The following is a 22566-nucleotide window of genomic DNA, read 5'->3' as shown; positions in this document are numbered from 1 at the left end:
ATCAAATATGCAGGATAACGTGCCGAGCCCCGTGGTGATGGCGGTGCTCCCAAAGATAGATCCCCTGCCAGGTACCCAGCATCAAGCGCCCCTTTTGCACTGGAATGGACAAGCTGGTCGCGGTAAGGCTGCATTTGATATGAGCCGGCATATCATCTGGCCCTTCAAGGGTATGGGTATAAAGCGAGTCATTTTCCGGCACCAGTCGATTGAGCCAGTTCTCAAGGTCACGGCGCGCACTGGGGTCGGCATTTTCCTGAATCAGTAAACTTGCAGAGGTGTGCTGTATAAAAAGTGTACACAGACCCTCATCGAGGGCCTGATCACTGACCCAATCAACTACACTGCCGGTAAACTCGTGAAGCCCCTGTCCATGAACCGGAATTTTTATCTCACCTATTGCCATACGGTTTCCTATATAATTCGCGCCCGCTTTTTGTACTGACACCGCATTGTAATATGGCACTGTACCGCGTTAATACTGACGACTACCCACAACAGCTTCAAAACAAGGCCGAGCGCCTGCAAGAGGCTTACAGCAAGTTCACTGACCTGGAGCCGGAACTCTTCCCCTCCCCGCCCATTCACTACCGTCTGCGCGCCGAATTCAAGGTGTGGCATGAGGGAGGTGTAGCCAATTACGCCATGTACCGCCAGGGTGAGTACAAGAAGCCCTTTATCATCGATGAGTTTACCGTCGGCTCTGAGCTGATGAACCAGTTGATGCCGAAGGTGCTGGCTGCTGTCAATAATAGCGAAGTCCTACGCAAACGCCTGTTCTCCGCCGAGTTTCTTACCACGCTGAATGGTGATGCGCTGATTACGCTGATCTACCACAAGAAACTGGATGAGACCTGGGAGCAGGAAGCCAAAGCACTCCAGGCACAGCTGGGATTCCCGATTTTGGGGCGCTCGCGCAAGCAAAAAGTGGTTTTGGAGCGTGACTTCGTTACCGAAAAACTGGATATCGATGGGAAAACTTACCAGTACAAACAGGTGGAAGGCAGCTTTACCCAACCCAATGGAGCGATCTGTCGTTCCATGATCCAGTGGGCGAGAAGTGCCTGCGGAGACAGTGATAGCGATCTGCTGGAGCTCTACTGTGGCAATGGCAATTTCACCATCCCGCTCAGCGAGAAATTCCGCAAGGTCCTGGCCACTGAAATCTCCAAGGTATCGGTAAATTCGGCCCAGGAGAATATCGCCAACAACCAGATCACCAATCTGGATATCGTACGCCTGTCCAGTGAAGAGTTTACCCAGGCCATCGATAAGGTACGCCCCTTTCGCCGCCTTAAGGATATAGATCTGGATAGCTACGACTTCTCCACCGTCCTGGTTGATCCCCCCCGAGCGGGTTTGGATGAAGACACCTGTGCGATGGTCGCCCGCTTCCCGAGAATCCTGTATATCTCCTGCAATCCGGAAACCCAATTGGAAAACCTGGAGTCGCTGACCAAAACCCATCGCATCGAGCGCTTCGCGCTCTTCGATCAGTTCCCCTATACCGACCATACTGAAACAAGTTTATTGTTGGTGAAGAAGTAATCGCTTCCGTTATTCCTCTACCCCACCCCGGCGTGCTGTTATTTCGGCGCGCTGGGAGCTTCTAAATAAGCTGCTCCCCATTAAGCGAATCTGCGATCCAAATTCAAGGCACCACAGCCCCGGCAGTGTTTTATAAACGCCTCTTCTATGCCCAGGGGCTCCTGGCAGTAAAAGCAGTGCCCAGATCTTACCGTTATATGAACAGCCAATTTTTTGCTGTAGAGCATAGGCAATTTAAGTTCACCGCTCAGCGCTTTTATCAAACTTACGCTAATACGCCCCTCAGAAAAATTCCGCGTAATTTTTTGAATGTTCGGCAGGGCCTTATCAGCAAACTCCCAAACTTCACCACAGTGGTCACAGGAAATCATCATTTCCCAATTTACTCCGCCTTTCCAAAGATACAATTATTTTAGTCCCAAAGGCTGAAGTATTTTCTCCATCTGCTTAAAGGAAAGGCGACACAGCAAAGAAGGAAATAATCTTTCCAGCCACCACAGCAACTTAAGTTTTGCTGGCACAACAATGATTTCTTTGTTCTTTGCAATTTGAAACAAAGCCTTTTCTGCAAAAGCATCAGCAGATATTGGCCCCAGAGGCTCGAACATCTCTGCCTGCTGTTGAAGTGGAATGGGGGTTGGCATCCGCCCACTGACGCCACCTCCCTGCAAAATCGGCGTTGATACTGCCCCGGGACACAAAACACTCACTCGTACACCGCAGGACTCAGCCTCAGGGCGAATAGCCTTTGATATTGCCACCACAGCACTCTTGGAGGCTGAGTAGGCGGCCATTGCTGGCGACGGAACTAAAGCCGCCATTGAGGCAGTATTGATAATATGGCCAGAGCCCTGGCGCTTCATGGCCTGGAAACCACATTGGAGCCCATGAATAACGCCAAACAAATTGATATCAATCGCCGCTTTCCAATCTTCAAGATTATGATCGGAAAAATATCCACCCACTCCTATACCAGCATTGTTAAAAAGGAAATCTAACGGAGATATTTCACTAATGACCTGAAAAAATTGATCAAAATTACGAACATCCAAGTGAACAAACGATGCTCTCCCACCGGACTCCTGTATTTGGCTGACAACCTGCGTAGCCAGGTCCCGCTGGATATCCGCGATAATGACTTGAGCCCCAAGTGCTGCCAGTCGACAGGCCAAGGCCGCACCGATTCCAGAAGCACCACCGGTAATCAGTGCCGTCTTGCCACTAAAGTAAGATACCTGATCCATAAGCGCTTTCCCTTCCTTGCTTTTACCACTTTATACCCCAGTTTCTGCTATCATCGCGCCCGCAAAACCTAAGGGGTGGCCTTGCCTGAGATGTCCGGGGATCAAATTGGTCTGTCGCGACAAACCCTTGAACCTGATCCGGTTAATACCGGCGTAGGAATAGGTAGACAAAGCAAAACCTCCCCACGTCGCACTCCGGGTCTCTTTCACTGCCGCTATTCGAGAGAGAACCATGAAAAAACAGTTTCCCACCCACCCTATTGCCTGGTCTGTCAGCCTTGCCAGCAGCCTGTTCGCTGGTATCGCCACCGCTAATACCGCAGAGACAGGGCTTGAGGAAGTGGTGGTTACGGCACAGCTACGGGAAACCAACCTTTTGGAGCTTCCTTCCAGTGTTACCGTGCTGGATGAAAGCGCGATCGATGCGCGGGGCGCGGCCAATCTGGACCAGCTTTTGAACATGGCGCCCAATGTGAATTTTTCCTCCGGCGCCTCCAGGGGACGATTTGTACAGATTCGCGGAATTGGTGAGCGCAGCCAGTTTATCGATCCGGTAAACCCCTCTGTAGGCCTGATCATCGACGGTATCGATTTTACTGGCCTGGGGCTCGCAGCCAGCACCCTGGATATCGACCAAGTGGAAATCCTGCGGGGTCCACAGGGCACCGTGTACGGTGCTAATGCCCTGGCCGGCCTGATCAACATGACCAGTGCAGCGCCCACCAGTGAGTCAACCACCAAGGTGTCCGCCGAGCTAAGTGAGTACAATGGACAGAGTCTGTCCGCGGCTACCAGTGGTTCTTTGAGCGATGCTCTTGGCTATCGATTGGCTGCCAGCAAACGCAAATCCGACGGCTATACCGAGAATGTGTATCTCAACCGAGATGACACCAGTAATATTGACGAGTCTGTACTGCGCGGTAAGCTGGCCTACTCCCCGTCCGACGATTTAAAGCTGGGCGTTACCCTCTTCTATATCGATGTTGATAACGGCTACGATGCTTTCTCTCTCTATAACACTCGCGAAACCCAATCTGACCAGCCCGGCTGGGATCGCCAGGAAACCTTTGCCGGCGCATTGACTGCTCAATGGTCTGGTAACGAGAACTTTACTCTAGAAGGCACTCTCAGCCTCGCCGATTCAGATACAGAATATGGCTACGATGAGGATTGGAGCTATGTCGGCTTTCATTCCTGGGAATACAGCTCCACGGATAATTACCAGCGCGATAAAGACAATATCAGTATTGACCTTCGCGCACTCTCTACCGAAGAGTCCAAGTTATTCTGGGATCGCAGCCACTGGGTAGTGGGCCTTTACGGCCGCACGGAGCGCGAGGACCTGAATCGCAACCAGAGCTTCCGCAGCACTTTTGATACTGAAAACTCTGCCATCTACGGCCAGCTCTCTACGGAAATCACCCCAGCGATCAACTTGATCACCGGTCTTAGACTGGAAAGACGCGAAGCCGATTACTCTGACTCCTATAACATCGATGCAGATAATGGTGAAAATCTGTGGGGCGGCAATATATCCCTGCAATACCATTACACCGGCAACACCCTGCTCTACGCTACGGTTTCCCGGGGCTATAAAGCCGGCGGTGTAAACGGCAGAATCATCTCAGAATCAACAAGCAACACTGAGATCAACAGTGACATGTTCGAGTTCGATACCGAACAACTGCTCAACTATGAATTAGGTATTAAGGGCAGTTGGCTGGAGAATCGTTTGCAAGCCCAGGTTGCCGCTTTCTACCAGGACCGGGATGACGTTCAGGCCAAGGTTTCTATCTTTAACCCTGCCGACTACTCATTTAGTGACTACCTTGCCAATGCAGCCGGCGGAAGTACTACTGGTCTTGAGGTGGAACTGAACTATCAGGCTACCGACGCCCTGCGCTTTTTCGCCTCTGCTGGCTGGCTGAATGCAGAATTTAAAGACTACGAAAGCAGTTCCCACGTCGATGCCCGAGATGACTACGCAGGAACGGTGTTGGCTGCGGTTGATCTGGATGGCCGCGATATCGCTCACGCCCCCAACTACCAGTTCTTCACCGGTACAGAAATCGATCTGCTTCCCAACCTGATCTTGCGATTGGAGCTTGAGGGTAAAGACGAATTCTACTTCTCAAACAGCCACGACGAAAAATCCACAGCCTACGAATTGGTCAATGCTCGCCTGACCTACCGGGGAGATAACTGGGATGTTGCCCTGTGGGGAAGAAACCTGACTGACGAAGATTACTATGTGCGTGGGTTTTACTTCAGTAACCAGTATGGCAATAACCCGGCCAATGGCTACGCAGCCGAGCCCTACTATCAGTATGGTGAGCCCCGAATTGCCGGGGTAACAGGCACCTACACCTTCTAATCACTCAGTGACTTTGGGGCAGCGCTTCGCTGCTCCAGAATCTCTATCAAGCGGGAAATTATGCAGCTCTCTGTCGAAATCAGTATGTATCCGTTAAAGGACGAGTACATCCCGGCTATTCAAGCGTTTATCGCACAGTTAAACAGCCACCCAGAACTCAAGGTAATCACCAATACAATGAGTACTCAGGTGTTTGGCGATTACGATCTGTTGATGGATGTGCTCAAGTTGGAAATGCGAAAATCCTACGAACAGTTTGGCCGCGCCATTTTTGTATGCAAGTTTATTGACGGCGACCTGGCCCCGGGAGAAGCGCATGTTTGACCAAGATATCATCACCGCAATCAGCGCTTCGATTGCGGCCATGTCCCTCTGGGAAGTAGCCGCTGTAATACTGGCCCTGGCTTATTTGCTTCTGGCCATGAGGGAGAAAATCAGCTGCTGGTATGCCGCGTTTGTCAGTACGACGATCTACCTGTTTCTATTTTGGGATGTCAGCCTGTTAATGGAGTCTGCACTACAGGTTTTCTATCTGCTGATGGCAGTTTATGGCTGGTGGCAATGGCGAAATCACCGCAACCGGCAAGACGATTTAAAAATCCATCGCTGGAGCGGAAAAACCCACTCAATAGTTATTGGCGCTACCCTGATACTGACGTTACTGATCGGCTACCTGCTGGATCGCAACACCAGTGCCGCCCTCCCCTACCTGGATTCATTCACGACTCTGGGGGCAATCGTCACCACCTATATGGTCACCCGGAAGGTACTGGAGAACTGGCTTTACTGGATTGTCGTAGACGGTGCTTCAATCTATCTCTACCTGGACAGAGAACTCTACCTTACTGCCGTATTGTTTATGCTGTACCTGGTGCTGGTTGTGATTGGCTATTTCCAGTGGTTGGCCATTTTCCGAAAAGAGAAACAACAACCCGATAGCGCTCCTCAAACAATGGCAGCGGCATAGTGACCAACTGATATGAGCCAGGACTTGAGCAACATCATCCCCAACGATTGGCATCATTGGAGCAAGGCCCGGCCCACGGTGGTCAGGCCCCTGGCTGGGGGGCTGACCAATAACGCCTTTCTGGTTGAGTCCGCCGATCAGCTGATGGTGCTGCGGATAAACTCCAGCATCAGCGATCAGCTCAATCTCGACAGGGCTGCTGAACAGCAGGCGCTGCAAGCTGCCACATATTCCGACAGCTGTGCCCCTTTGGTTTACTGTGACCCACATTACCGATATTTGGTGACCCGCTATATTGAAGGCACTCCCTGGGATAAAAATGTCGCCCACAGTTTGGAAAAACTTGCCGATCTGCTGCGCCGTATACACGGCTCCCCTGCAATTGATGCCCAATTAAACATCGGTGAGAAAATCTCTAGTTACCGGCAGTTTATCGACAAGCGAGCCAGTTATTTCCACTTGCTCGACACACTGCAAGAGAAACTTCCGCAATTAATTGACGCTGCTTATCGGATGGGCGACGAATTTTGCCTGTGTCACAACGATCTAACGGTTGGCAACCTGATCTGGGCTCCCTCTGACAAGCTATACGCTATCGACTGGGAGTACGCAGCAATGGGGGATAAATTCTATGACCTCGCTGTTTTGGTAGAGGAACACAACTTGAATCAGCGAGAGCAAAATAGTTTGCTGGAGTGCTATCTTAATCGCACTGTGTCACCTGAAGACAATCAGCGCTTGGGGTTATGGCAGCTGATCTACGGTTACCTTTGTATTCTCTGGCACGGGGTACAATGGAGTAACCAAACCCTAAGGTCCCCGGAGCAAGGGAGATATATCGGGAATAAAGCCCAACAGTTATTGAAAGGCCTATCGGCTCACAGCCTCAACTGAGCAATCCCTGCTAGAATAGGCCCAATCCCCAAGAAGCGACTGTCAGTCACTGCGGCGCAATCCAAGTTGCTTTCGAAGTTGCTGTCGAAGTAATTCAACTAGGGCCCGACTCGGCTAAAATACCCCCCCTTTTTTCACACCCCTAAAATAACCACAGAGGTACTCCTGTGATCAGATCATTTTTTGCAATACTACTTACCTTGATCGCTATCAACGCACAAGCGGTAGAGAAACCCGAGGGTTTTAAAACGATAGACGGGCTGTTTGCTGCGCTTTCAAACCTGGACCACCAGGCTATGCGAGACGGCGTCAGCGACGATTTTATACTCCTTGAGCACGGTGAAGTCTGGGATATTGAAGACCTTATCGCCGTAATGAAACCCAAACCCTCAAAGCTGGAAAGAATCAACTACTTCAGCATTATCAATTTTGAAGAGCGTGAGAACCTGCTGACCATCAACTACTGGACCAAGTCCATTTTTAAATCCGAGGATGGCAATAAAGAAGCTGTGTGGTTGGAAAGCGCCATTGTTAAGAAAATCGATGGCAAGTGGCTAGTAGCCCAATTGCACTCAACCCGCCTGCCCGCAGAGAAATTCCCCAAAGACGTCCAGTTTGAGCAGCAAGTCCTCTAATAAAATGCCTTACAGGCCCTGCCCGCACAGGGCCTGTGTCCATTTGATCTCTCTCAGGTCCCTCCCAACTAGAACAACTACCGGATTTCAAAGCTTCCAAGTGCTAGTATGTGACTCTAAATCACATATTAGTCTCCAGTTCTACAGGGCCACTCAATGAAGCTTAAAGTTTACCTCTCCGGCGAAATCCACTCCGATTGGCGTGCGCAAATTATCGAAGGTTGCCAAAAAGAAGGGCTGGACATCTCCTTCTCTTCCGCAGTCACCAACCACGACGCCAGCGATGCCGCTGGTGATGGCCTGGGTGAGGAGCAGAACGCTTTCTGGCGGGATCACAAATCTGCCAAAGTTAACGCAATCCGAATCAAGCACCTGATTGAAAACTGTGATTTGGCGGTGATTCGATTTGGCGAGAAATACAAACAATGGAACGCCGCATTTGATGCCGGCTTTTGTGCAGCCTTAGGCAAGTCCTATATCACACTTCACGATGAATCTTTGGTGCACGCACTCAAGGAGGTGGACGGTGCCGCCCAGGCCTGGGCACAGACCCCCGCACAGGTTGTCGATATCCTGAAGTACTTAACCACTCAGGCCTAAAGAGCTTCTGGATAGCAAGCCGGCAGGCATCTACTAACAAAACTGCACAATCAGTAGGTGCTGCTAGGGAGCCTCCGAATAACTCCGTAATGCCTCTGCGGGCCTTGAAGGCTGCAGATGTTAGGCGCAGCTCGCCGCGAATGGCCGTAGCCCTTTGCAAGAGCTGCAACGCAGCAGCTGTGGCCTTCAAGGCCCGCCCTTCGGGGCTTGCAGAGCGATTCACACTCCGCGTTACGACTTCTTGAAAGGTCTAGACATTCCTGCGAAGCCGCGCCTTGATTGTGAAACGCTCTGCATGCCAGAGGTATCACGGAGTTATTCGGAGGCTCCCTAGTTAAAAGCCGTAATTAAGGACACCGGCATAGTTCGGCCGAGAGGCTGCCTCTGCTGATGGGTTGTGCACTACCTCGCCGCTACGATTGATCGCATAGATTTCCGCACCGCAGTGCTTGCAGAATGCCTTCTCCCGCAAAGCCCCCTCTTTAAAGTGATATTTGCGCAGTGAGTTTTCAGGATCGCTGATATGGATAGCGACTTCAGTATCAGCGTGCCCCCTTTGGCCCGCTGGTACAAACAGGGCATCTATAAGCTTGTTGAAATGAATCGCTCCACAATGACAAGTTAACGGATTCATAGCCTTATCTCCCTGGTCGATTAGTATGGGGAAGCAGTTTACTATTTACTTTAATTTAACAAAGGGGATATATTGAAAAGATCTTTTAGCTTTAAGGAAACAGTCTGTGCGTAGAGAGTACGACAAATACCATTTGATCAACGTTTTTTGCAGTGTTGTTGATCACGGTTCCTTAAGCAAAGCTGCCAAGCACTTGGGCCTGTCTACGCCCACCGTAAGCAAGACTCTCGCTCAACTTGAACAGGCCCTTGGCCAGGTATTGCTCAATCGCACCACCCGGGCAATCGCTGTTACAGACGCCGGAAGGATTGCTTACCAGAAAGGGCAAAAAATAATCAGCTCATTCACCGAGCTGGAAGACCAGATTGCAGAGGCGGCAACGCTCACCCGAGGAAAATTAAAAATCACTTTTCCGGAAACCCTCGGCTTAAAAGTATTCAGTCATATCTGCAATGATTTTCAGAAAGCATTCCCCGATTTCAGCTTGGAGCTTATCTTCAGCCCCTATCACCTGGATTTAATCGAGGACGATATCGACATTGCTTTTCGCGTCTGGGAAACCCTGCCCGATTGCCAGTTTTACGCCCAGCCCCTATTTAGTATCCGCCCTATTTTTATTGCCGCGCCGACCTATCTGGAAGAACACGGCTGCCCCAAATCCATTGCCGAGCTCAGCCAACACAACATCATGCTAACCCGCCTTGACGGCCTGGAAGATGGCTGGTCAATTGATGGGAAGTTCTATCAATTCAATGGAAATTTAATCTCCAATAAAACTTTCCATACCCGAGCAGCCGCATTAAACGGGAATGGCATTGCCAAGCTTCCCTCCTATTTTTGCCAACGGGATATCAAAAAGGGGCGACTGGTAGAGGTACTCCCTGACTTGGAGCGAAAAGATAAAACTGTAGGCGCTATCTATAAAGTAAGGCGAAAAGATTCAAAGAAAATTGACGTGTTTTTGAACTTTGCACAAGAGCGCTTGCAGGAGTATGACTTTAGCCTGTTTGATGAGTGAGAATGTGCCACTAAAGAACTCTGCAGCGATTAGAGATCCTCTGTGAAACACTCAGCTGTTTAGCACCACATTAGGTGGTACCATAGAACAATAATAAGCGGCTTGCTACTGGGGCTGAAGAGAGTGAAAACAATACTCTCGAAATACACTGTAGATACATCCCCTCTCCTTTATTGGTAAAGCCGCACAACAGTCATACATTGGAGATTGAAGTGACAATCACTAAAGAGGTCGAACAAGGCCAAGCTGTCTATTCCAAACCCGTACTTTGGCTTTATGATATGTGGGTTCTGGGCATATCAAACCGCTTTATTTGGAAGTGCCCAACTCCTGGAATACTAGAGCACTTCAATCGAAATATATCCTCCAACCACTTGGATGTAGGTGTTGGAACGGGCTATTTTATGGACAAGTGCCATTTCCCCTCCGACAAAGTCCGCCTCGCCCTGATGGACCTGAATCAAAACAGCCTGGATATCTCAGCGCAAAGAGTGGCTCGGTATAATCCAACACAGTTCCGCTGCAATGTCCTGGATAAAATTACTTTAGAGACTGAAGTTTTTGATTCAATCTCCTTAAATTACCTATTTCACTGCCTTCCCGGCAAGCTGTCAGAAAAACTGGTTGCGCTGGATAATGTCGCAACCCTGCTATCGGATTCAGGCACCGTCTTTGGTTCCACCATCCTGTCTGAAGGCGTACCGAAAAGTGGGGCAGCCAAGAAGTTAATGGCTATCTACAATAAGAAAGGAATATTTTCTAATACTCAGGATTGTGAAGAGGACCTTAATACATTTCTTGCCAGTCGATTTAAGGAGTACAAAATAGAAATTCGCGGGTGTGTAGCACTATTCAGTGCGCGGCACAAAATCACCGGCTAGAGCATCTACAGGGCACTTATGAGGATGAAGTTCTCGTTTAAGTTGGGGCTGAGAAATCCACTGATATTCGTTACCTTGTCAGCTTTAGCAGTAGTTCCCAATTATTGCCTGGGCCTGCATTTCAGTGTATTTGAAGATAAATTTGAATGCCTTGATATTCACAATTCTCTAAACTGTGCACGGTCAATCGAAAGTGGATTGAGTGCTCAGATCAACCATATCCAGCGGACGCAACCAGGGCACCTGACTATAGCCCTGAATAGCGGGAAATTACTGACGTACACAGACATCCTTCCCGCAAATAGTCCCGCAGAACACATAGCCTACTCTGCAATTGAGCAAATAACTGATAACCTGCTACTGATTCATCAACAGCTCTGGGAAGCACATTCCTATATTTTGCTAGACTTGAGAAACGGCCATGAATATTCTCTTGCCGGCTACCCTTTGCTGTCTCCGCAAGGCGGATATCTTTTTGTTGCCGAACAAGACCTGGACGCCGGTTTTAATGAAAATGCCTTACAAGTTTACAGCTTATCTGCAAATTCTTTGGACTTACTATACGAGCTAAAGCCTGAAAACTGGGGACCAGACCAAGTTTACTGGACGACAGAAAATACGGTCTCTTTTATTAAAAAGCAGCTTAATCCCAACTACCTTTCAAGTAAACACCAGCCGTTTTATATTGAGACTAAAGCTGTACTTTCTATTGCCCCTGATAGCCAGCGTGTAAACATTCGATATTTTGATTAAAATACCCCTCTTTAATTTACCCAAAGTATCTTGGAGCTATTTTGACAGCTAATTCAGGTCTCTCGATATTATTTGTCTGCCTCGGTAATATTTGTCGTTCTCCCTTGGCGGAAGCCGTTTTCCGCACCAAGGCACAGCAGGCGGGTATTCCTGTTTCCGTCGACTCCGCGGGCATCATCAGCTACCACGCAGGTAAGCGACCAGATCCGCGAACTTTGGCTATTGGTGAAGAAAATGGCTATTCATTTGAAAATAGCTACGCTCGCCAGGTAGCCACTACCGACTTTACAAAATACGATCATATCTTTGCGATGGACAAAGATAACCTGGAAGCATTGCAATCCTTGCAGCCTGACTCATCAGGCGCCCAACTAGGGTTATTTTTATCAGTGTTGCAAGATAGTGATTTAGCTGAAGTGCCCGATCCTTACTATGGTGGTATTGAAGGGTTTCAACATATTCTCCAGCTTATAGAACAAGCATCTGATGCATTTATCGAGCAGCTTAAAAGCAGAGAGTAAGCAAAGCCCCCACAAATTCTACCGGGCTTGTGGGGGGAAACTTTCCTCCAAGGCAGACCTATCCCACATTCCCTTATCGGCTGCGGCTTCATAAGTACTCTGCAAAAAATCAAACAGCGCCTCATCAGGGGAGCGTGAAGCTCTCACCGCATCATAGGGCAGCAAGAACTCACCCAGATCTTTGGAATAGTAAGCTGAGGCGGGCGCGACCCTTGCTTCGGGAAATCCTTGGGGCTCTGGGTAAGTATATGAATAGAAGCAAGCACCATCTACACCACCGCCACCAGGCCAAAAACCGGCACTGCTAACTTCATGAGAGTAGGCTTCCCTGGCCACCCAATCGGGAAAGTGTGGAACGCCTCCAGGGTGCGGAGGCGCCTCCCTGCCAGAAAAACGGGTAAGTGCTAAATCAAAACTTCCCCAAAAAAAATGAATTGGACTGCACTTGCCAATAAAACGACTGCGAAACTCAGTGAAAACCCGATGAATTTGCACCAACGCCTGCCACAGCTGCCTAGCATATTCGGGATCATACTCGTAGTTATCCTGATCCCTCTCAAAGGGTATCGCATCCGCCACTTCGGATGGCATGGTGTTAATCTCAACCGGTATACCTAGCTGCTTGAGTGCAGCCATTACTTCCCAGTAGAAATCAGATACTGTGCGGGACTCCAAGGGTAATACCCATTCTCCCCCCTCAGTGGTCAACAGCTTCAGTACGTGATGATAGAAATCAAAGCTAATAGAAAACGACCGCCCTCCATAAGGGATAAGAGATGTCTCCAGCCCTCTGGCGGTAATATATAAAGGAACATGCCAGGAGTGATTGATCCAAGGAGTTTGTACCAGGCGAATCTTGCCAATAACCTGCATCCACATATGCAGGGTGGCAATCGTATTTACTGACTCAGCGTAGGGTAACTCTGGCCAGTCTTTACTCTCAGACCGATTCTTTAAGTTGCTCACTTTACGTGCTCCATCTATCCTTTGACTCGCTCGATACCTAGTGCCTTCTGTTAACCGCCAAGCTTAGACCACTAAAAATACCCCATCCGAAAAAAACTAAAAACAGATAAACAGCTCTATTTTGATCATCATGAAAGACTACCTTAAATTCAGACTCGACAGCCAAGCAACAAGCATTATCGAGACCCCATAGAGAACAATAATGATAAGGGTTCCGATAGTGTTGATTTTTGTTAGCTTTCCTGACTTGTCAGACAACCAAGTATTAAAAGCTCTAGTTATCAGCGGCATCGCCACCCAAGTAAGCGACGTAACAATTAATAAGTTGATAAAGAAGTTAGTCGTCGCAAAGGGCCAACTCTCTACCAAAGGTAACAACCACATCGTAATAACCATAACTATCGGATATAACATCAATAAAATGAGCATGGCCATTTTCCACTGCGAGGGCGCAGTGTCTTGAGCTCGGCCACGAGCCCGAGAAAACCAATCCTCAAAGCCATGCCCTATCCGCTTTATTTTTACATCTTCAAAAAATCCTTCAGCACGTTTTACCAATCGCTTATGTTCATCAGAATTAAGCCAGTTGTCTAAATGCTTGTTGGAGTCAAATCGAAATATTGCAACCCATTCCTCTTGAATACCCTTTATTGGCTTAGTTAGACCAGCGCCCAAGAAGCCTGGATATTTTTTAAGTGCTTTATCAATCTCTTTCTGCCACTGCATATATTCGCGAAAAAATTCAGGCTTCACTTTTTTGGATACCACAATCGTTACGGGCACTGTTAGTTGATCTGCACCAGCGATAACTTGAGATACTACTTCAACCGAGAATTTCTTCTCTAAAAAAGCAATTAGGTCTTTAAGTAAGTTATTTCCAAGAAACGTTTCAAGGTGAGCAACCGTATCAAATTTAAATATTTGAACCCACTCATTTTGGATATTAGAAACGGGCTCTAACAAATTCACCTCGAGCAGCCCATCACAATCTAGCGCAACATCCACCAGCTTCTGATGCCATGATCGATACTCATCCCCCAGGTACTTTGGCACCTCTTGAGACAATACAAGACAAGCACTGGAACCCTCTTCCATTATCTGGCAGCAGCCTCCGGCGGATGAACTAAAGATCAAAGTATTATGCAAGCAGAATGTATTTGTGTTCATTTTTGCGAACGAATGCTTTTGCTGAAAACTATCGCAACAAACAAACTTAGACGAAATGTCAGGACTGACATCAAGGGTAGCATTTGGGAAGTAACGCTCCGTACGAATGACGGAGCGGTCTGCAGAAGTGTCGCCTATTTGGGTGACACTTCCGCTAGAAAAATAAATGCGCGAGCAATCAGCCAGTCAGGCTTTCACTAACAACCAGTACTTTGCCGTCGCGCCCGCCTGCCGCAGCTATTCGTACCGCTTCTTTAATTTCAGACAGAGGGTATGTGCCATGAACTGGTGCAGATAACTTACCTTCCGCTACAAGCTTTGTGATAGTGCCAAAAACTTCCTGTTGCCGCTCTGGGGATGCCGAGCCAAACCACTTGGCCAGCCAGAACCCGCGCACGGTGATATCTTTAAAGATGATCATCCCCGGTGCGATAACGCAGGGTTCCCCACTAAGCGCGCCATAATTCACTAAGGTTGCGCCATTTGACAGAGCTTCGCCCATACGAGCAGTTGCCATTCCACCAACAGCATCAATGCCTAGCTTGATCTCAGCATCACCAGTAGCCTCAGCCACTCGCTTACCCAGGTGCTCACCATCCACGAGAACCACATCAGCGCCTGCGGCCTTCATCGGCTCAATCAAAGACTCACGGCGGACAACATTGATCACTTTCAGGCCCCGCAACTTGGCCAGGGTTGTCAGATAAGACCCCACACCGGAATTTGCGGCATTCTGAATAACCCAATCCCCCTCCTTGAGATCTACAAATTCGCTCAACAGCAAGTAAGCTGTTGGCGGATTAATCGTTATCATGGAAAGCTGTAGAGGGTCTACATTATTCGGGAGCGGAATCAGCCCCTGGGCATTGGCCACCATATGTGTAGCCCAGGTGCCGCTTCCTACCGGCAGGAGAACGACCTGGCCAATGGCTGGCGCGGTAACATTAGGTCCATGTTTGACGACCTTAGCAACACCTTCATTGCCTCCAACCGCAGGAAGAGGAGGCAACATCCCATAATCGCCCGTCAGGGTCAGAACATCTGAAGGGTTAATTGGTGCTGCCAGCATCTCCAGCAACACCTGCCCCTCTTGAAGTTCAGGGGTATCAAAGGACACCGCCTCAATAACATCCTGCGGCACTGGTCCGCGCTCTTGATATTCCGCCTTTAACATATCGCCGTATCCTTTTTTCGATTGATTATGAACAACGACCTTCACGCTGTACAAAATGTACCATGAACACTAGAGTTTGACGCTTATTAACAGTGGGGCCATTTAGATTCCTCCTGATAAATCAAACCCATTTACAAATCGCCATTTGGATCTACTTATGTGTGGTTCAAGCTAGCAATTTCAAGTCAGCCACTTGAAGATACTAAAAAGGGAGAAGGGAAGAATACACCGCGCTTGGGACCCTATGAGGCATGGATGCCGATTAGGAGCTTACAGGGATGTATTCACAGCGTGTCTCGAGTGCGGTGTATTCTTTCCTTCCACCCCAGTAGTAAGTCCAATGAAGCAAATTGCAGCAGCGATAACAATAAGCAGAAAAGAAGTTAAATTAAGCAGGCCGAAGTAAATAACGGCACTTTTGTGTTCTATCCGATCAATTACCACCTTAAGCACCGGGTCCGTAACAGCAAGTGCAGGGTCAGGCTCTATCACAGAAGCTAGAATGGTATAATTCCTGCCCTTTATTGTTTCGCATACATGCAGTGTTCTTCCCATTGTTGACCCCCAAAATCCTGAGGCCTTGTCACCGCTCTTACCCACTGCAACCTCAACCCCCTCCTCTAAAATTGCCCAATCGATAACCAGCGTTTCAGAATGAGCTTTATACTTTTCCTTATCAAGAAATTGAATACTCAACCGACAATTTTGCTCGCGAAAATCAAGCACCCTTTCTGTCTGCAACTCCAGCTCGAATGGCACACTTAATTGCGATCGGAAGTTAAATTCACTCCTCCACTTTTTTGTAACATCAACAGGATACTCAACCGCTATCCATTTATATTTTTATAGGAAACAGTTGCATATACCAATATCAAAACCGCAACAACAACTAACACCAGCACTGACTTAATGGTTAATCCCACACCCCCCCCAAGATACCTTCCTTAATACGTCACAGCTACACCCCTTGAGACCCAAGCAGAACCAAGAAAACACACAATGCAAGCCAAACTTAGCATTTCGCAGTACCCAAAAGCAGGCAAGCACATACTAAAAAGGGAGAAGGAAAGAATACACCGCGCTTGGGACCCTATGAGGCATGGATGCCGATTAGGAGCTTACAGGGATGTATTCACAGCGTGTCTCGAGTGCGGTGTATTCTTTCCTTCCACCCCAGTAGTAAGTTGCCAAATAGCGCTCTCCAACACTGCTCAACGGACAATTATTTAAATTTATTAAAATAATCATCATGGAAAATAAAATATATAGCAAAACGTACCAGTTGGGAGTAGAGTCGTAGAGGCATCCCTAAAATAATCATTTAGATAGTTACAAGATGTATTTCAAAAAAATTACAAAAAAAAATTTAATTTTCCAGGAATTCATCCTGCCTCGCTTGCAAAATATACAATCTGACCAAAGAGAACTTTTCAGTTCAGAAATTCTAGGCAAGTACAGAACACTATTATCAAAATCATATCGATTAATACCTTTAGCTTTATGCTGCTTACGTATTAATTTCCATTTAAGAAACTTCAAAAAGTCACAGCTTTTCTCAGCCACGATAATTCGTATTGCTAGCAGGACAGGAGAATAACAATGGGGCTCTGCATTGACTCCAGTAATATCACGTTTATCACACAAGTAAGGGCTGCCCTGAATACTCTTGTCGGCGGTGTCGGTACCGCACTTACCTATACACAGGAGCGATACCGAACCGGGGGGCGACATGTGCTGCGAATTACAGAGGGAGTTGGTATTTTGACTGCAGCTGGCTTGAGGGCAAACAGCACCACTTTGCTACGCCGACTAATTACCAGCCGCCATGACACCAGAATTACTGAGCACCACGCTCTCGGATTTCGTCCCGACCAGTGGCTGATGGATCAGGTATGGAGCGGCTTTAAGAGCTACCTCCCACTAGTAAGCCCGGACAGAGGCTTTATGGCCAAAGTGATGAGCAGCGGCTCCAGCGGCGTTGTAATGTGGAACAATACAGCCCTGCAAACCGCCAACCTGGCCAACAACGGCACCGTGGCAATGGGGAATTGCCCAAGCTATATCACCCTGGCCCATGAATTGGTCCACGCTGACCGCTGTAATCGCGGGCGATACCTGTCGGGCAGTGCAAATTCCACTTTCCTGGCCGATGAACGCCAGGCTCCCATGGGTAGAGTTCTCCGCCAGCAAAATGCTCCCTTAACCATGGCCCGCATTGCCAATGGCGGTCTAAATATTGTTTATAACAATATAACTATCCCAAACCGCAACAACCTGATCTCAACCAGAACTAGCGGCTGGATATGGGTAGGTGGCTCCATGGAATTGCGTGAGGAGATCGCCACTGTCGGGCTCAGTGACGATGACGGTAATGTACCTACTGACCCGCTAGCCATTAACGAAAATATGATTCGGGCTGAACATGGCGTAGCGCAACGGATGAAGTATGGCCAGATCAGAAACCTGAACTAATCTCGCGCATATGGGCCCCGCCAGCACCAAAACCTGAGGCCGCTCCACCAAAGCAAACTGACAGATATGATCTGTGTACCTCCTGCTAGCAGTATTAACTTATGAGATATCGCTAGCAGTAGGTTTCTTGCCTTCCCCGCTTTGCATATTGCATCCGACCACAGCATGTCGTTATGCTTTGGCGGCTAGAATCACACCTTCCCTTTGTCTGGAGGGTACACAGAACACCTTGGTCAACATACAGCCAGATCATAACCATGATTGATTATGCCCTTATAAAACACGTCCACATGACCGCCGCAGCGCTCAGTATCCTGCTGTTTACCATCAGGGTGGGATTGGAGTTCAGCCACAACACGGGCTGGCGAAATGGCCCCCTGCGCTGGGTGCCACACCTCAACGACACTTTGCTGTTAGCTGCAGCTGCCGGACTGGTAATTCTCGGCAGCTGGAACCCGAGCACATCGCCCTGGCTAGGTGCGAAAGTAGCCCTGGTATTTGGCTACATTATTGCTGGCGTCTTTGCTCTGCGCCCCAACTTTTCCAAGCCAATTAGAATCACTGCCTGTGTACTTGCCTTCCTGCAAGTAGTCGCTATTTTCTATCTGGCGATGCACAAGCCCAGCTTGTAACTGGATGGCATTGAGTACTCTTGGTATCAACCTCAAACTGGTATCAACCCCAAACATCGTGCTCAATGCCTTTTATTTTAAATTTACTTCCATTGAACACCGGCTCACGCACCCCGGAAGACAACTGACTCTCGTAATCTGCCATTACCTTAAAGGCCACACCAGACAAAAGTAAGATAGCTATAAGGTTTGCCGATGCCATAAAACCCATCGAGACATCGGCCATACGCCAAAGAAAGACAAAGTTTTCTGCACTTCCCGTATCTGCCACCCAAGCCCCAAAAAGTACGAACATCAAAAACAATAGCCGATAACATAAGATGGATGTTCGGGTATGGTAGAGGTAATAAATATTGGTTTCGCCGTAATAGTAGTTACCGATAATTGATGTAAAGGCAAAAAACATCAATGCCGTAGCAATAAAACTACTTCCCCAGGTACCCACCTCGCTCGCCAGTGCGTCTTGAACCAACTCAACCCCTTCCAAATTACCGACCATAAAGACATCTGCCACCAAGATAATGGCTGCCGTGGAAGTGCAGATAATAATGGTATCGAGAAATACCGATGCCATTTGCACGTATCCCTGCACCATTGGGTGTTTTACATCTGCAGCAGCAGCGACATTGGGCGAGGAGCCAAGTCCAGCTTCATTGGAAAACAGGCCCCGCTTGATTCCATTGGCCACCGCCGCACCAAAGGCCCCCGCCCCAGCCTCCTGAAACCCGAAGGCATTTGCCAGAATTTCCAACAGCACCCCAGGTAATTCAGCAATATTGGCGACCAAAACATAGAAAGCTACCAACAAGTAACCAATTGCCATAAAAGGGACAACAATACCGGCAAAGCGCGCAATTGAACGAATACCGCCAAAAACAATAATCCCGGCAAAGAGCGCAATAAAAAAACCCACCCATAAAGGGCTTACACCCCAAGCTCCATACAATGCGGCAGCCATCGTATTTGACTGCACAGCATTAAAGGTAAATCCGTAACAAATCATGAGAAAAACTGAAAAAGTCAGGGACAGCCATTTCCACTGTGGTCCCAGCCCCTTTTCAATGTAATAGGCAGGTCCCCCACGAAATGCTCCGGGAACATCACCGCTCTCTTTGTAAGTTTGCGCGAGAGTATTCTCCACCAAACTGGTGGCCATCCCCAGCAAGGCCACCAGCCACATCCAAAACACCGCTCCGGGCCCGCCAGCGGTTATAGCCACAGCCACACCAGCAATATTTCCGGTGCCGATTCTCGCAGCTGCGCTGGTGGCGAATGCCTGAAATGCGGTTACTGAATTTTCATTTTCCTTATGAATGCCACGAATCATGACTTTGACCATATGACCAAAGTGACGAAATTGTATAAAGCGAGTGCGAATAGAAAAGTAGAGCCCCGCTGGCAGCAATCCTAAAATCAAGATTCCAAGCCACCAGATGCCACCGACTCCGCCCCAGGCGAGCAGGTTTGCCCACTCGATCAGGGTAGTGAAATGATCCAGAAAATCTTGCATTACCTAACCCATTAACCGCTTATAGTTATAAATGCCGCCAGCCCGCTGGTAGTAAGATTAGCAGATATTTCAAGAATTAATTTTGAGCAAAAAAAGGATCTGTAAAGATACATGACAGAGTTGGCGTAGAAATTATGCCAACCTCAAAACCTTCCTATTAACCTTGGAATACTCAGAGAACGATATGTTACAACACTTTAAGAACAACTAACCGTTAATTAAGCTTAACTAGCTTTAAGAAATAAGGTATAGCAACTATAGCCGTTTCAAAAGACTTTTATTTACCTCAAAATTGAATCGTTGCGCAAGATATAGTACTTAGGAGGCATGCAAAACCAGTAAAACAAAATGATAATAATGAAATCTGTCAAATTCATAAGATCTATTAATGCGCTGAAGATCATTCATTAAAACGACACTCCAACACCCTCAGCGCGAAACCACTATAAAACTGACTTAGAAGACCAAATAAATATTTCGAATAAGAGTGGAAGTACCCTCACAGATCACATTTGAATTTCCTTCAATCTTCACTTTCTTCCCGGCCATTACAGAAGAAAGCAGCATTGAATATTGGGCCGCACCAGCTTCAGACGTCAAATAACCAGTCCACTGTCCACCACCACAAGTATCGTCAGACATATCTCCATCTAGTCTGACAATAAATCTATTACCTGAGGATGAGTCTGACTCAGGCGTTTTATGTACCTGTAGAAAATTAATCTCACCCTGCTCTTCAGGAAAGTCCGCAAAAACACTAGCAGAGAAAAAAATCAAAAATAACGAAAAAAATCTCACATTAACACTCCAATAAAAAATTATTATGCTTCTATCTACAAACGGGACAAAGTTAATTGTCCCGTTTAAAAAATCAGCAATACCTATCGCAATCTAAAATTACAAAAATCAGTTTGTCAACTGTAAAACCTGACCGTTTATACGGTGCGCTTAGCTTGATTCAATTTGCCTTACAGCTGTCGCACCACCTCTAGCCTAGACATATATCACTTTTACTTTTATTAATTATCTAATCAATAGAGAAAGCAATCTAATATTACCGCCAGCTGAACAGTTTTCATCATCGATTACCAGGTTTACTTCTTTTCCTGCTGAATGAGCGGTGAGAGCAATAGAAAGGATATGATCTAAATTCGGTGCATTTTCATCTGCCTGCACCATTGAGTTAGCATCACTACAATCAAGTGGATCAGGCATCTCATCCTTTAACATTAAGTTTACCCTTTTACTTCCCCATCCAAGAGAGATTTGCTCGATGCTTGTCCATCCGGAGTATTCTGCTGCATAGCTATTAGCACTCAGCAAACCTGCCACTATAATTGCTGCTAACTGACGTTTCACTATAAATCCTTATTCCTATTTTGGAATGATAACTGTTTCATTTGTACCAGTTATAATAACTTTGCCTCATTTTTTTACAAATGAGGTAAAATCCAACTTATCTATTTTATACACAGTGAATTTGTTCAGCAACTTATACGAAAGCAAATGTTAGAACCATATTGTAATTTTATAGATTCGAACCCCCTAACCACCTAACTAAACCTTAAGGTTAATACCCACTGACAGCGACTCTTGAAAGATTACAAATTAGCCCTGCGTTTTTAAGAGAGTAATCCATTTGATCGCAGTGAAATAGAAACGTCCAAATTCCATTGCACCTTTTTGGCGGACAGCTCTGTAGAAGATCAATTGATCTACTTGCTGTTGAGGCTGACGCTTTCACGTGCCAGGCCAGTCCCGAAGGTGATCGTGCAGCACTCTTTTAAGTCCCAGGATTTGGTGGATGTATATGCCCTTGCCAGCTGTATGACCGACCCATATCACCTTTTAACCAATAGGTGTCCTGAATTTTTCGCCTACTAAATCCTACTAATTTCCACCCAATATCCTAACACTATCTGTTCTGTTTTCATCCAAACCCACCGTTTCGAGCCCCAAGTAGAACTCCCCACGATTTCATAGCGCTTAACTCTAAACCAGAAAGAAATGGCCATTAGAATAGGCATCAGAAACAAAAACCAGAGAAGGCGACCCCGTCAAATCCGCCACTCGCAAAGTCTAACTATTACCTTTAAGAAGCTTTTAACCTTATTCGATTCGCCTTACAGTAATCGTTTAAAGCAGTAGATACTTTAAACTGTATAGATACCGGAAGCCCCATACTGAAAGCAGTCAAAAGAGTACTATAAGCCGCTGAACTGTTAACCGCATTCTGCTCAATGTAAAAGCCATCGGGGCAGCCTGCATTGGGCTCTGTACTTGGCACAATCGATATCGCCCACGCATTACTACCAGAAGGCCAAACATCTAACTTCTCAATCGTATCCGTATGAGTTACCCAGTCTTCAGCTAGCGCAGATGTACTCATTAAGAGTACTGCTAACATTGCAGTTATACTTCTTCTCATCAATATATCCTAAAAATCACTATAATAAAAAGGTGAGGCTTGTGTATCATAGCACAATTTTGCACCTCTCCTACCCGGCACTCAACAATAAATTAAGCAGAATCAACGCTTCAATTAGAGTAGCAATCATCATAAGCTTTCTGTTTTA

General features: G+C 47.3%; 25 protein-coding genes and 1 riboswitch. Of the genes, 13 read left to right on the top strand and 12 right to left on the bottom strand.

Annotation, left to right across the window (positions count from 1 at the left end; all coding sequences use genetic code 11):
• Nucleotide 1 precedes the first annotated feature (1 nt).
• Nucleotides 2-406, bottom strand: coding sequence for a secondary thiamine-phosphate synthase enzyme YjbQ (locus tag ACJJIS_RS07940; RefSeq protein WP_444897647.1), 405 nt, complete (start codon nucleotides 404-406; stop codon nucleotides 2-4).
• 53 nt (nucleotides 407-459) lie between these two features.
• Between ACJJIS_RS07940 and trmA the strand changes: the two genes are divergently transcribed.
• Complete coding sequence (gene trmA, locus ACJJIS_RS07935; protein ID WP_475709940.1) at nucleotides 460-1548, top strand: tRNA (uridine(54)-C5)-methyltransferase TrmA; 1089 nt, start codon at nucleotides 460-462, stop codon at nucleotides 1546-1548.
• A gap of 80 nt (nucleotides 1549-1628) precedes the next feature.
• Here trmA and ACJJIS_RS07930 read toward each other — a convergent pair whose 3' ends face one another.
• Together ACJJIS_RS07930 and ACJJIS_RS07925 are read right to left on the bottom strand one after the other, a co-directional pair.
• Nucleotides 1629-1922, bottom strand: a complete 294-nt coding sequence (locus tag ACJJIS_RS07930) for a hypothetical protein (protein WP_475709939.1) — start codon at nucleotides 1920-1922, stop codon at nucleotides 1629-1631.
• A gap of 33 nt (nucleotides 1923-1955) precedes the next feature.
• Nucleotides 1956-2792: an SDR family NAD(P)-dependent oxidoreductase gene (locus ACJJIS_RS07925; protein WP_444913351.1), complete on the bottom strand. Its 837-nt coding sequence runs from the start codon at nucleotides 2790-2792 to the stop codon at nucleotides 1956-1958.
• A 61-nt stretch (nucleotides 2793-2853) separates the two neighbouring features.
• Nucleotides 2854-2969: riboswitch (TPP riboswitch) on the top strand.
• A gap of 55 nt (nucleotides 2970-3024) precedes the next feature.
• Here ACJJIS_RS07925 and ACJJIS_RS07920 point away from each other — a divergent pair.
• The 6 genes from ACJJIS_RS07920 (at nucleotide 3025) to ACJJIS_RS07895 (ending at nucleotide 8262) form a co-directional block, all read left to right on the top strand.
• On the top strand, nucleotides 3025-5166 hold the full coding sequence (locus ACJJIS_RS07920) for a TonB-dependent receptor (RefSeq protein WP_475709938.1): 2142 nt from the start codon (nucleotides 3025-3027) through the stop codon (nucleotides 5164-5166).
• A gap of 60 nt (nucleotides 5167-5226) precedes the next feature.
• Nucleotides 5227-5490, top strand: a complete 264-nt coding sequence (locus ACJJIS_RS07915) for a hypothetical protein (protein WP_282932390.1) — start codon at nucleotides 5227-5229, stop codon at nucleotides 5488-5490.
• A complete protein-coding gene (pnuC, locus tag ACJJIS_RS07910) occupies nucleotides 5483-6133 on the top strand; it encodes a nicotinamide riboside transporter PnuC (protein WP_475709937.1) in 651 nt (216 codons plus the stop codon). The genes ACJJIS_RS07915 and pnuC overlap by 8 nt, the downstream gene beginning before the upstream one ends.
• Before the next feature lie 12 nt (nucleotides 6134-6145).
• Entirely contained in the window at nucleotides 6146-7027 is an 882-nt protein-coding gene (locus tag ACJJIS_RS07905) for a phosphotransferase (RefSeq protein WP_475709936.1), read from the top strand.
• A 167-nt stretch (nucleotides 7028-7194) separates the two neighbouring features.
• Nucleotides 7195-7662: a nuclear transport factor 2 family protein gene (locus tag ACJJIS_RS07900; protein WP_282932387.1), complete on the top strand. Its 468-nt coding sequence runs from the start codon at nucleotides 7195-7197 to the stop codon at nucleotides 7660-7662.
• Nucleotides 7663-7818: 156 nt separating this feature from the next.
• Nucleotides 7819-8262, top strand: coding sequence for a YtoQ family protein (locus ACJJIS_RS07895; RefSeq protein WP_444893547.1), 444 nt, complete (start codon nucleotides 7819-7821; stop codon nucleotides 8260-8262).
• Between the two features lie 334 nt (nucleotides 8263-8596).
• Here the strand turns inward: ACJJIS_RS07895 and ACJJIS_RS07890 are convergent, their stop codons facing one another.
• Nucleotides 8597-8896 (bottom strand): GFA family protein, encoded by a 300-nt coding sequence (locus ACJJIS_RS07890; RefSeq protein WP_252465752.1) that lies wholly within the window; start codon nucleotides 8894-8896, stop codon nucleotides 8597-8599.
• Between the two features lie 106 nt (nucleotides 8897-9002).
• On the opposite strand from ACJJIS_RS07890, the gene ACJJIS_RS07885 reads away from it, so the two are divergent.
• The 4 genes from ACJJIS_RS07885 (at nucleotide 9003) to ACJJIS_RS07870 (ending at nucleotide 12069) form a co-directional block, all read left to right on the top strand.
• The gene (locus tag ACJJIS_RS07885; protein WP_475709935.1) at nucleotides 9003-9914 is read left to right on the top strand and encodes a LysR family transcriptional regulator; all 912 of its coding nucleotides are present in this window, start codon (nucleotides 9003-9005) and stop codon (nucleotides 9912-9914) included.
• A gap of 212 nt (nucleotides 9915-10126) precedes the next feature.
• Nucleotides 10127-10795, top strand: coding sequence for a class I SAM-dependent methyltransferase (locus tag ACJJIS_RS07880; RefSeq protein ID WP_445358148.1), 669 nt, complete (start codon nucleotides 10127-10129; stop codon nucleotides 10793-10795).
• 24 nt (nucleotides 10796-10819) lie between these two features.
• Nucleotides 10820-11548, top strand: a complete 729-nt coding sequence (locus ACJJIS_RS07875; protein ID WP_475709934.1) for a hypothetical protein — start codon at nucleotides 10820-10822, stop codon at nucleotides 11546-11548.
• Between the two features lie 41 nt (nucleotides 11549-11589).
• The gene (locus tag ACJJIS_RS07870; protein ID WP_444936129.1) at nucleotides 11590-12069 is read left to right on the top strand and encodes a low molecular weight protein-tyrosine-phosphatase; all 480 of its coding nucleotides are present in this window, start codon (nucleotides 11590-11592) and stop codon (nucleotides 12067-12069) included.
• 18 nt (nucleotides 12070-12087) lie between these two features.
• Here the strand turns inward: ACJJIS_RS07870 and ACJJIS_RS07865 are convergent, their stop codons facing one another.
• The 4 genes from ACJJIS_RS07865 to ACJJIS_RS07850 form a co-directional block, all read right to left on the bottom strand.
• A complete protein-coding gene (locus ACJJIS_RS07865; RefSeq protein ID WP_413662398.1) occupies nucleotides 12088-13035 on the bottom strand; it encodes a DUF5996 family protein in 948 nt (315 codons plus the stop codon).
• A gap of 138 nt (nucleotides 13036-13173) precedes the next feature.
• Nucleotides 13174-14130, bottom strand: a complete 957-nt coding sequence (locus ACJJIS_RS07860) for an antibiotic biosynthesis monooxygenase (RefSeq protein ID WP_475709933.1) — start codon at nucleotides 14128-14130, stop codon at nucleotides 13174-13176.
• A 250-nt stretch (nucleotides 14131-14380) separates the two neighbouring features.
• Complete coding sequence (locus ACJJIS_RS07855; protein ID WP_475709932.1) at nucleotides 14381-15376, bottom strand: zinc-dependent alcohol dehydrogenase family protein; 996 nt, start codon at nucleotides 15374-15376, stop codon at nucleotides 14381-14383.
• Between the two features lie 270 nt (nucleotides 15377-15646).
• Nucleotides 15647-16102 (bottom strand): hypothetical protein, encoded by a 456-nt coding sequence (locus ACJJIS_RS07850; protein ID WP_475709931.1) that lies wholly within the window; start codon nucleotides 16100-16102, stop codon nucleotides 15647-15649.
• 873 nt (nucleotides 16103-16975) lie between these two features.
• Here ACJJIS_RS07850 and ACJJIS_RS07845 point away from each other — a divergent pair.
• Nucleotides 16976-17848, top strand: coding sequence for a M91 family zinc metallopeptidase (locus ACJJIS_RS07845; RefSeq protein ID WP_413662402.1), 873 nt, complete (start codon nucleotides 16976-16978; stop codon nucleotides 17846-17848).
• Nucleotides 17849-18105: 257 nt separating this feature from the next.
• Nucleotides 18106-18480 (top strand): SirB2 family protein, encoded by a 375-nt coding sequence (locus ACJJIS_RS07840; RefSeq protein WP_475709930.1) that lies wholly within the window; start codon nucleotides 18106-18108, stop codon nucleotides 18478-18480.
• A gap of 43 nt (nucleotides 18481-18523) precedes the next feature.
• On the opposite strand, the gene ACJJIS_RS07835 is transcribed toward ACJJIS_RS07840, so the two are convergent.
• From ACJJIS_RS07835 to ACJJIS_RS07820, 4 genes are all read right to left on the bottom strand, one after another.
• On the bottom strand, nucleotides 18524-19990 hold the full coding sequence (locus ACJJIS_RS07835; RefSeq protein WP_475709929.1) for an alanine/glycine:cation symporter family protein: 1467 nt from the start codon (nucleotides 19988-19990) through the stop codon (nucleotides 18524-18526).
• 456 nt (nucleotides 19991-20446) lie between these two features.
• On the bottom strand, nucleotides 20447-20788 hold the full coding sequence (locus ACJJIS_RS07830; protein ID WP_108733617.1) for a hypothetical protein: 342 nt from the start codon (nucleotides 20786-20788) through the stop codon (nucleotides 20447-20449).
• Between the two features lie 225 nt (nucleotides 20789-21013).
• Nucleotides 21014-21349: a hypothetical protein gene (locus tag ACJJIS_RS07825; RefSeq protein ID WP_108733618.1), complete on the bottom strand. Its 336-nt coding sequence runs from the start codon at nucleotides 21347-21349 to the stop codon at nucleotides 21014-21016.
• A 733-nt stretch (nucleotides 21350-22082) separates the two neighbouring features.
• On the bottom strand, nucleotides 22083-22418 hold the full coding sequence (locus ACJJIS_RS07820; RefSeq protein WP_475709928.1) for a hypothetical protein: 336 nt from the start codon (nucleotides 22416-22418) through the stop codon (nucleotides 22083-22085).
• Nucleotides 22419-22566: the final 148 nt, after the last annotated feature.

Source organism: Microbulbifer maximicatervae (SeqCode), assembly GCF_056231245.1.
This window is presented reverse-complemented; position numbering and strand designations above follow the sequence as displayed.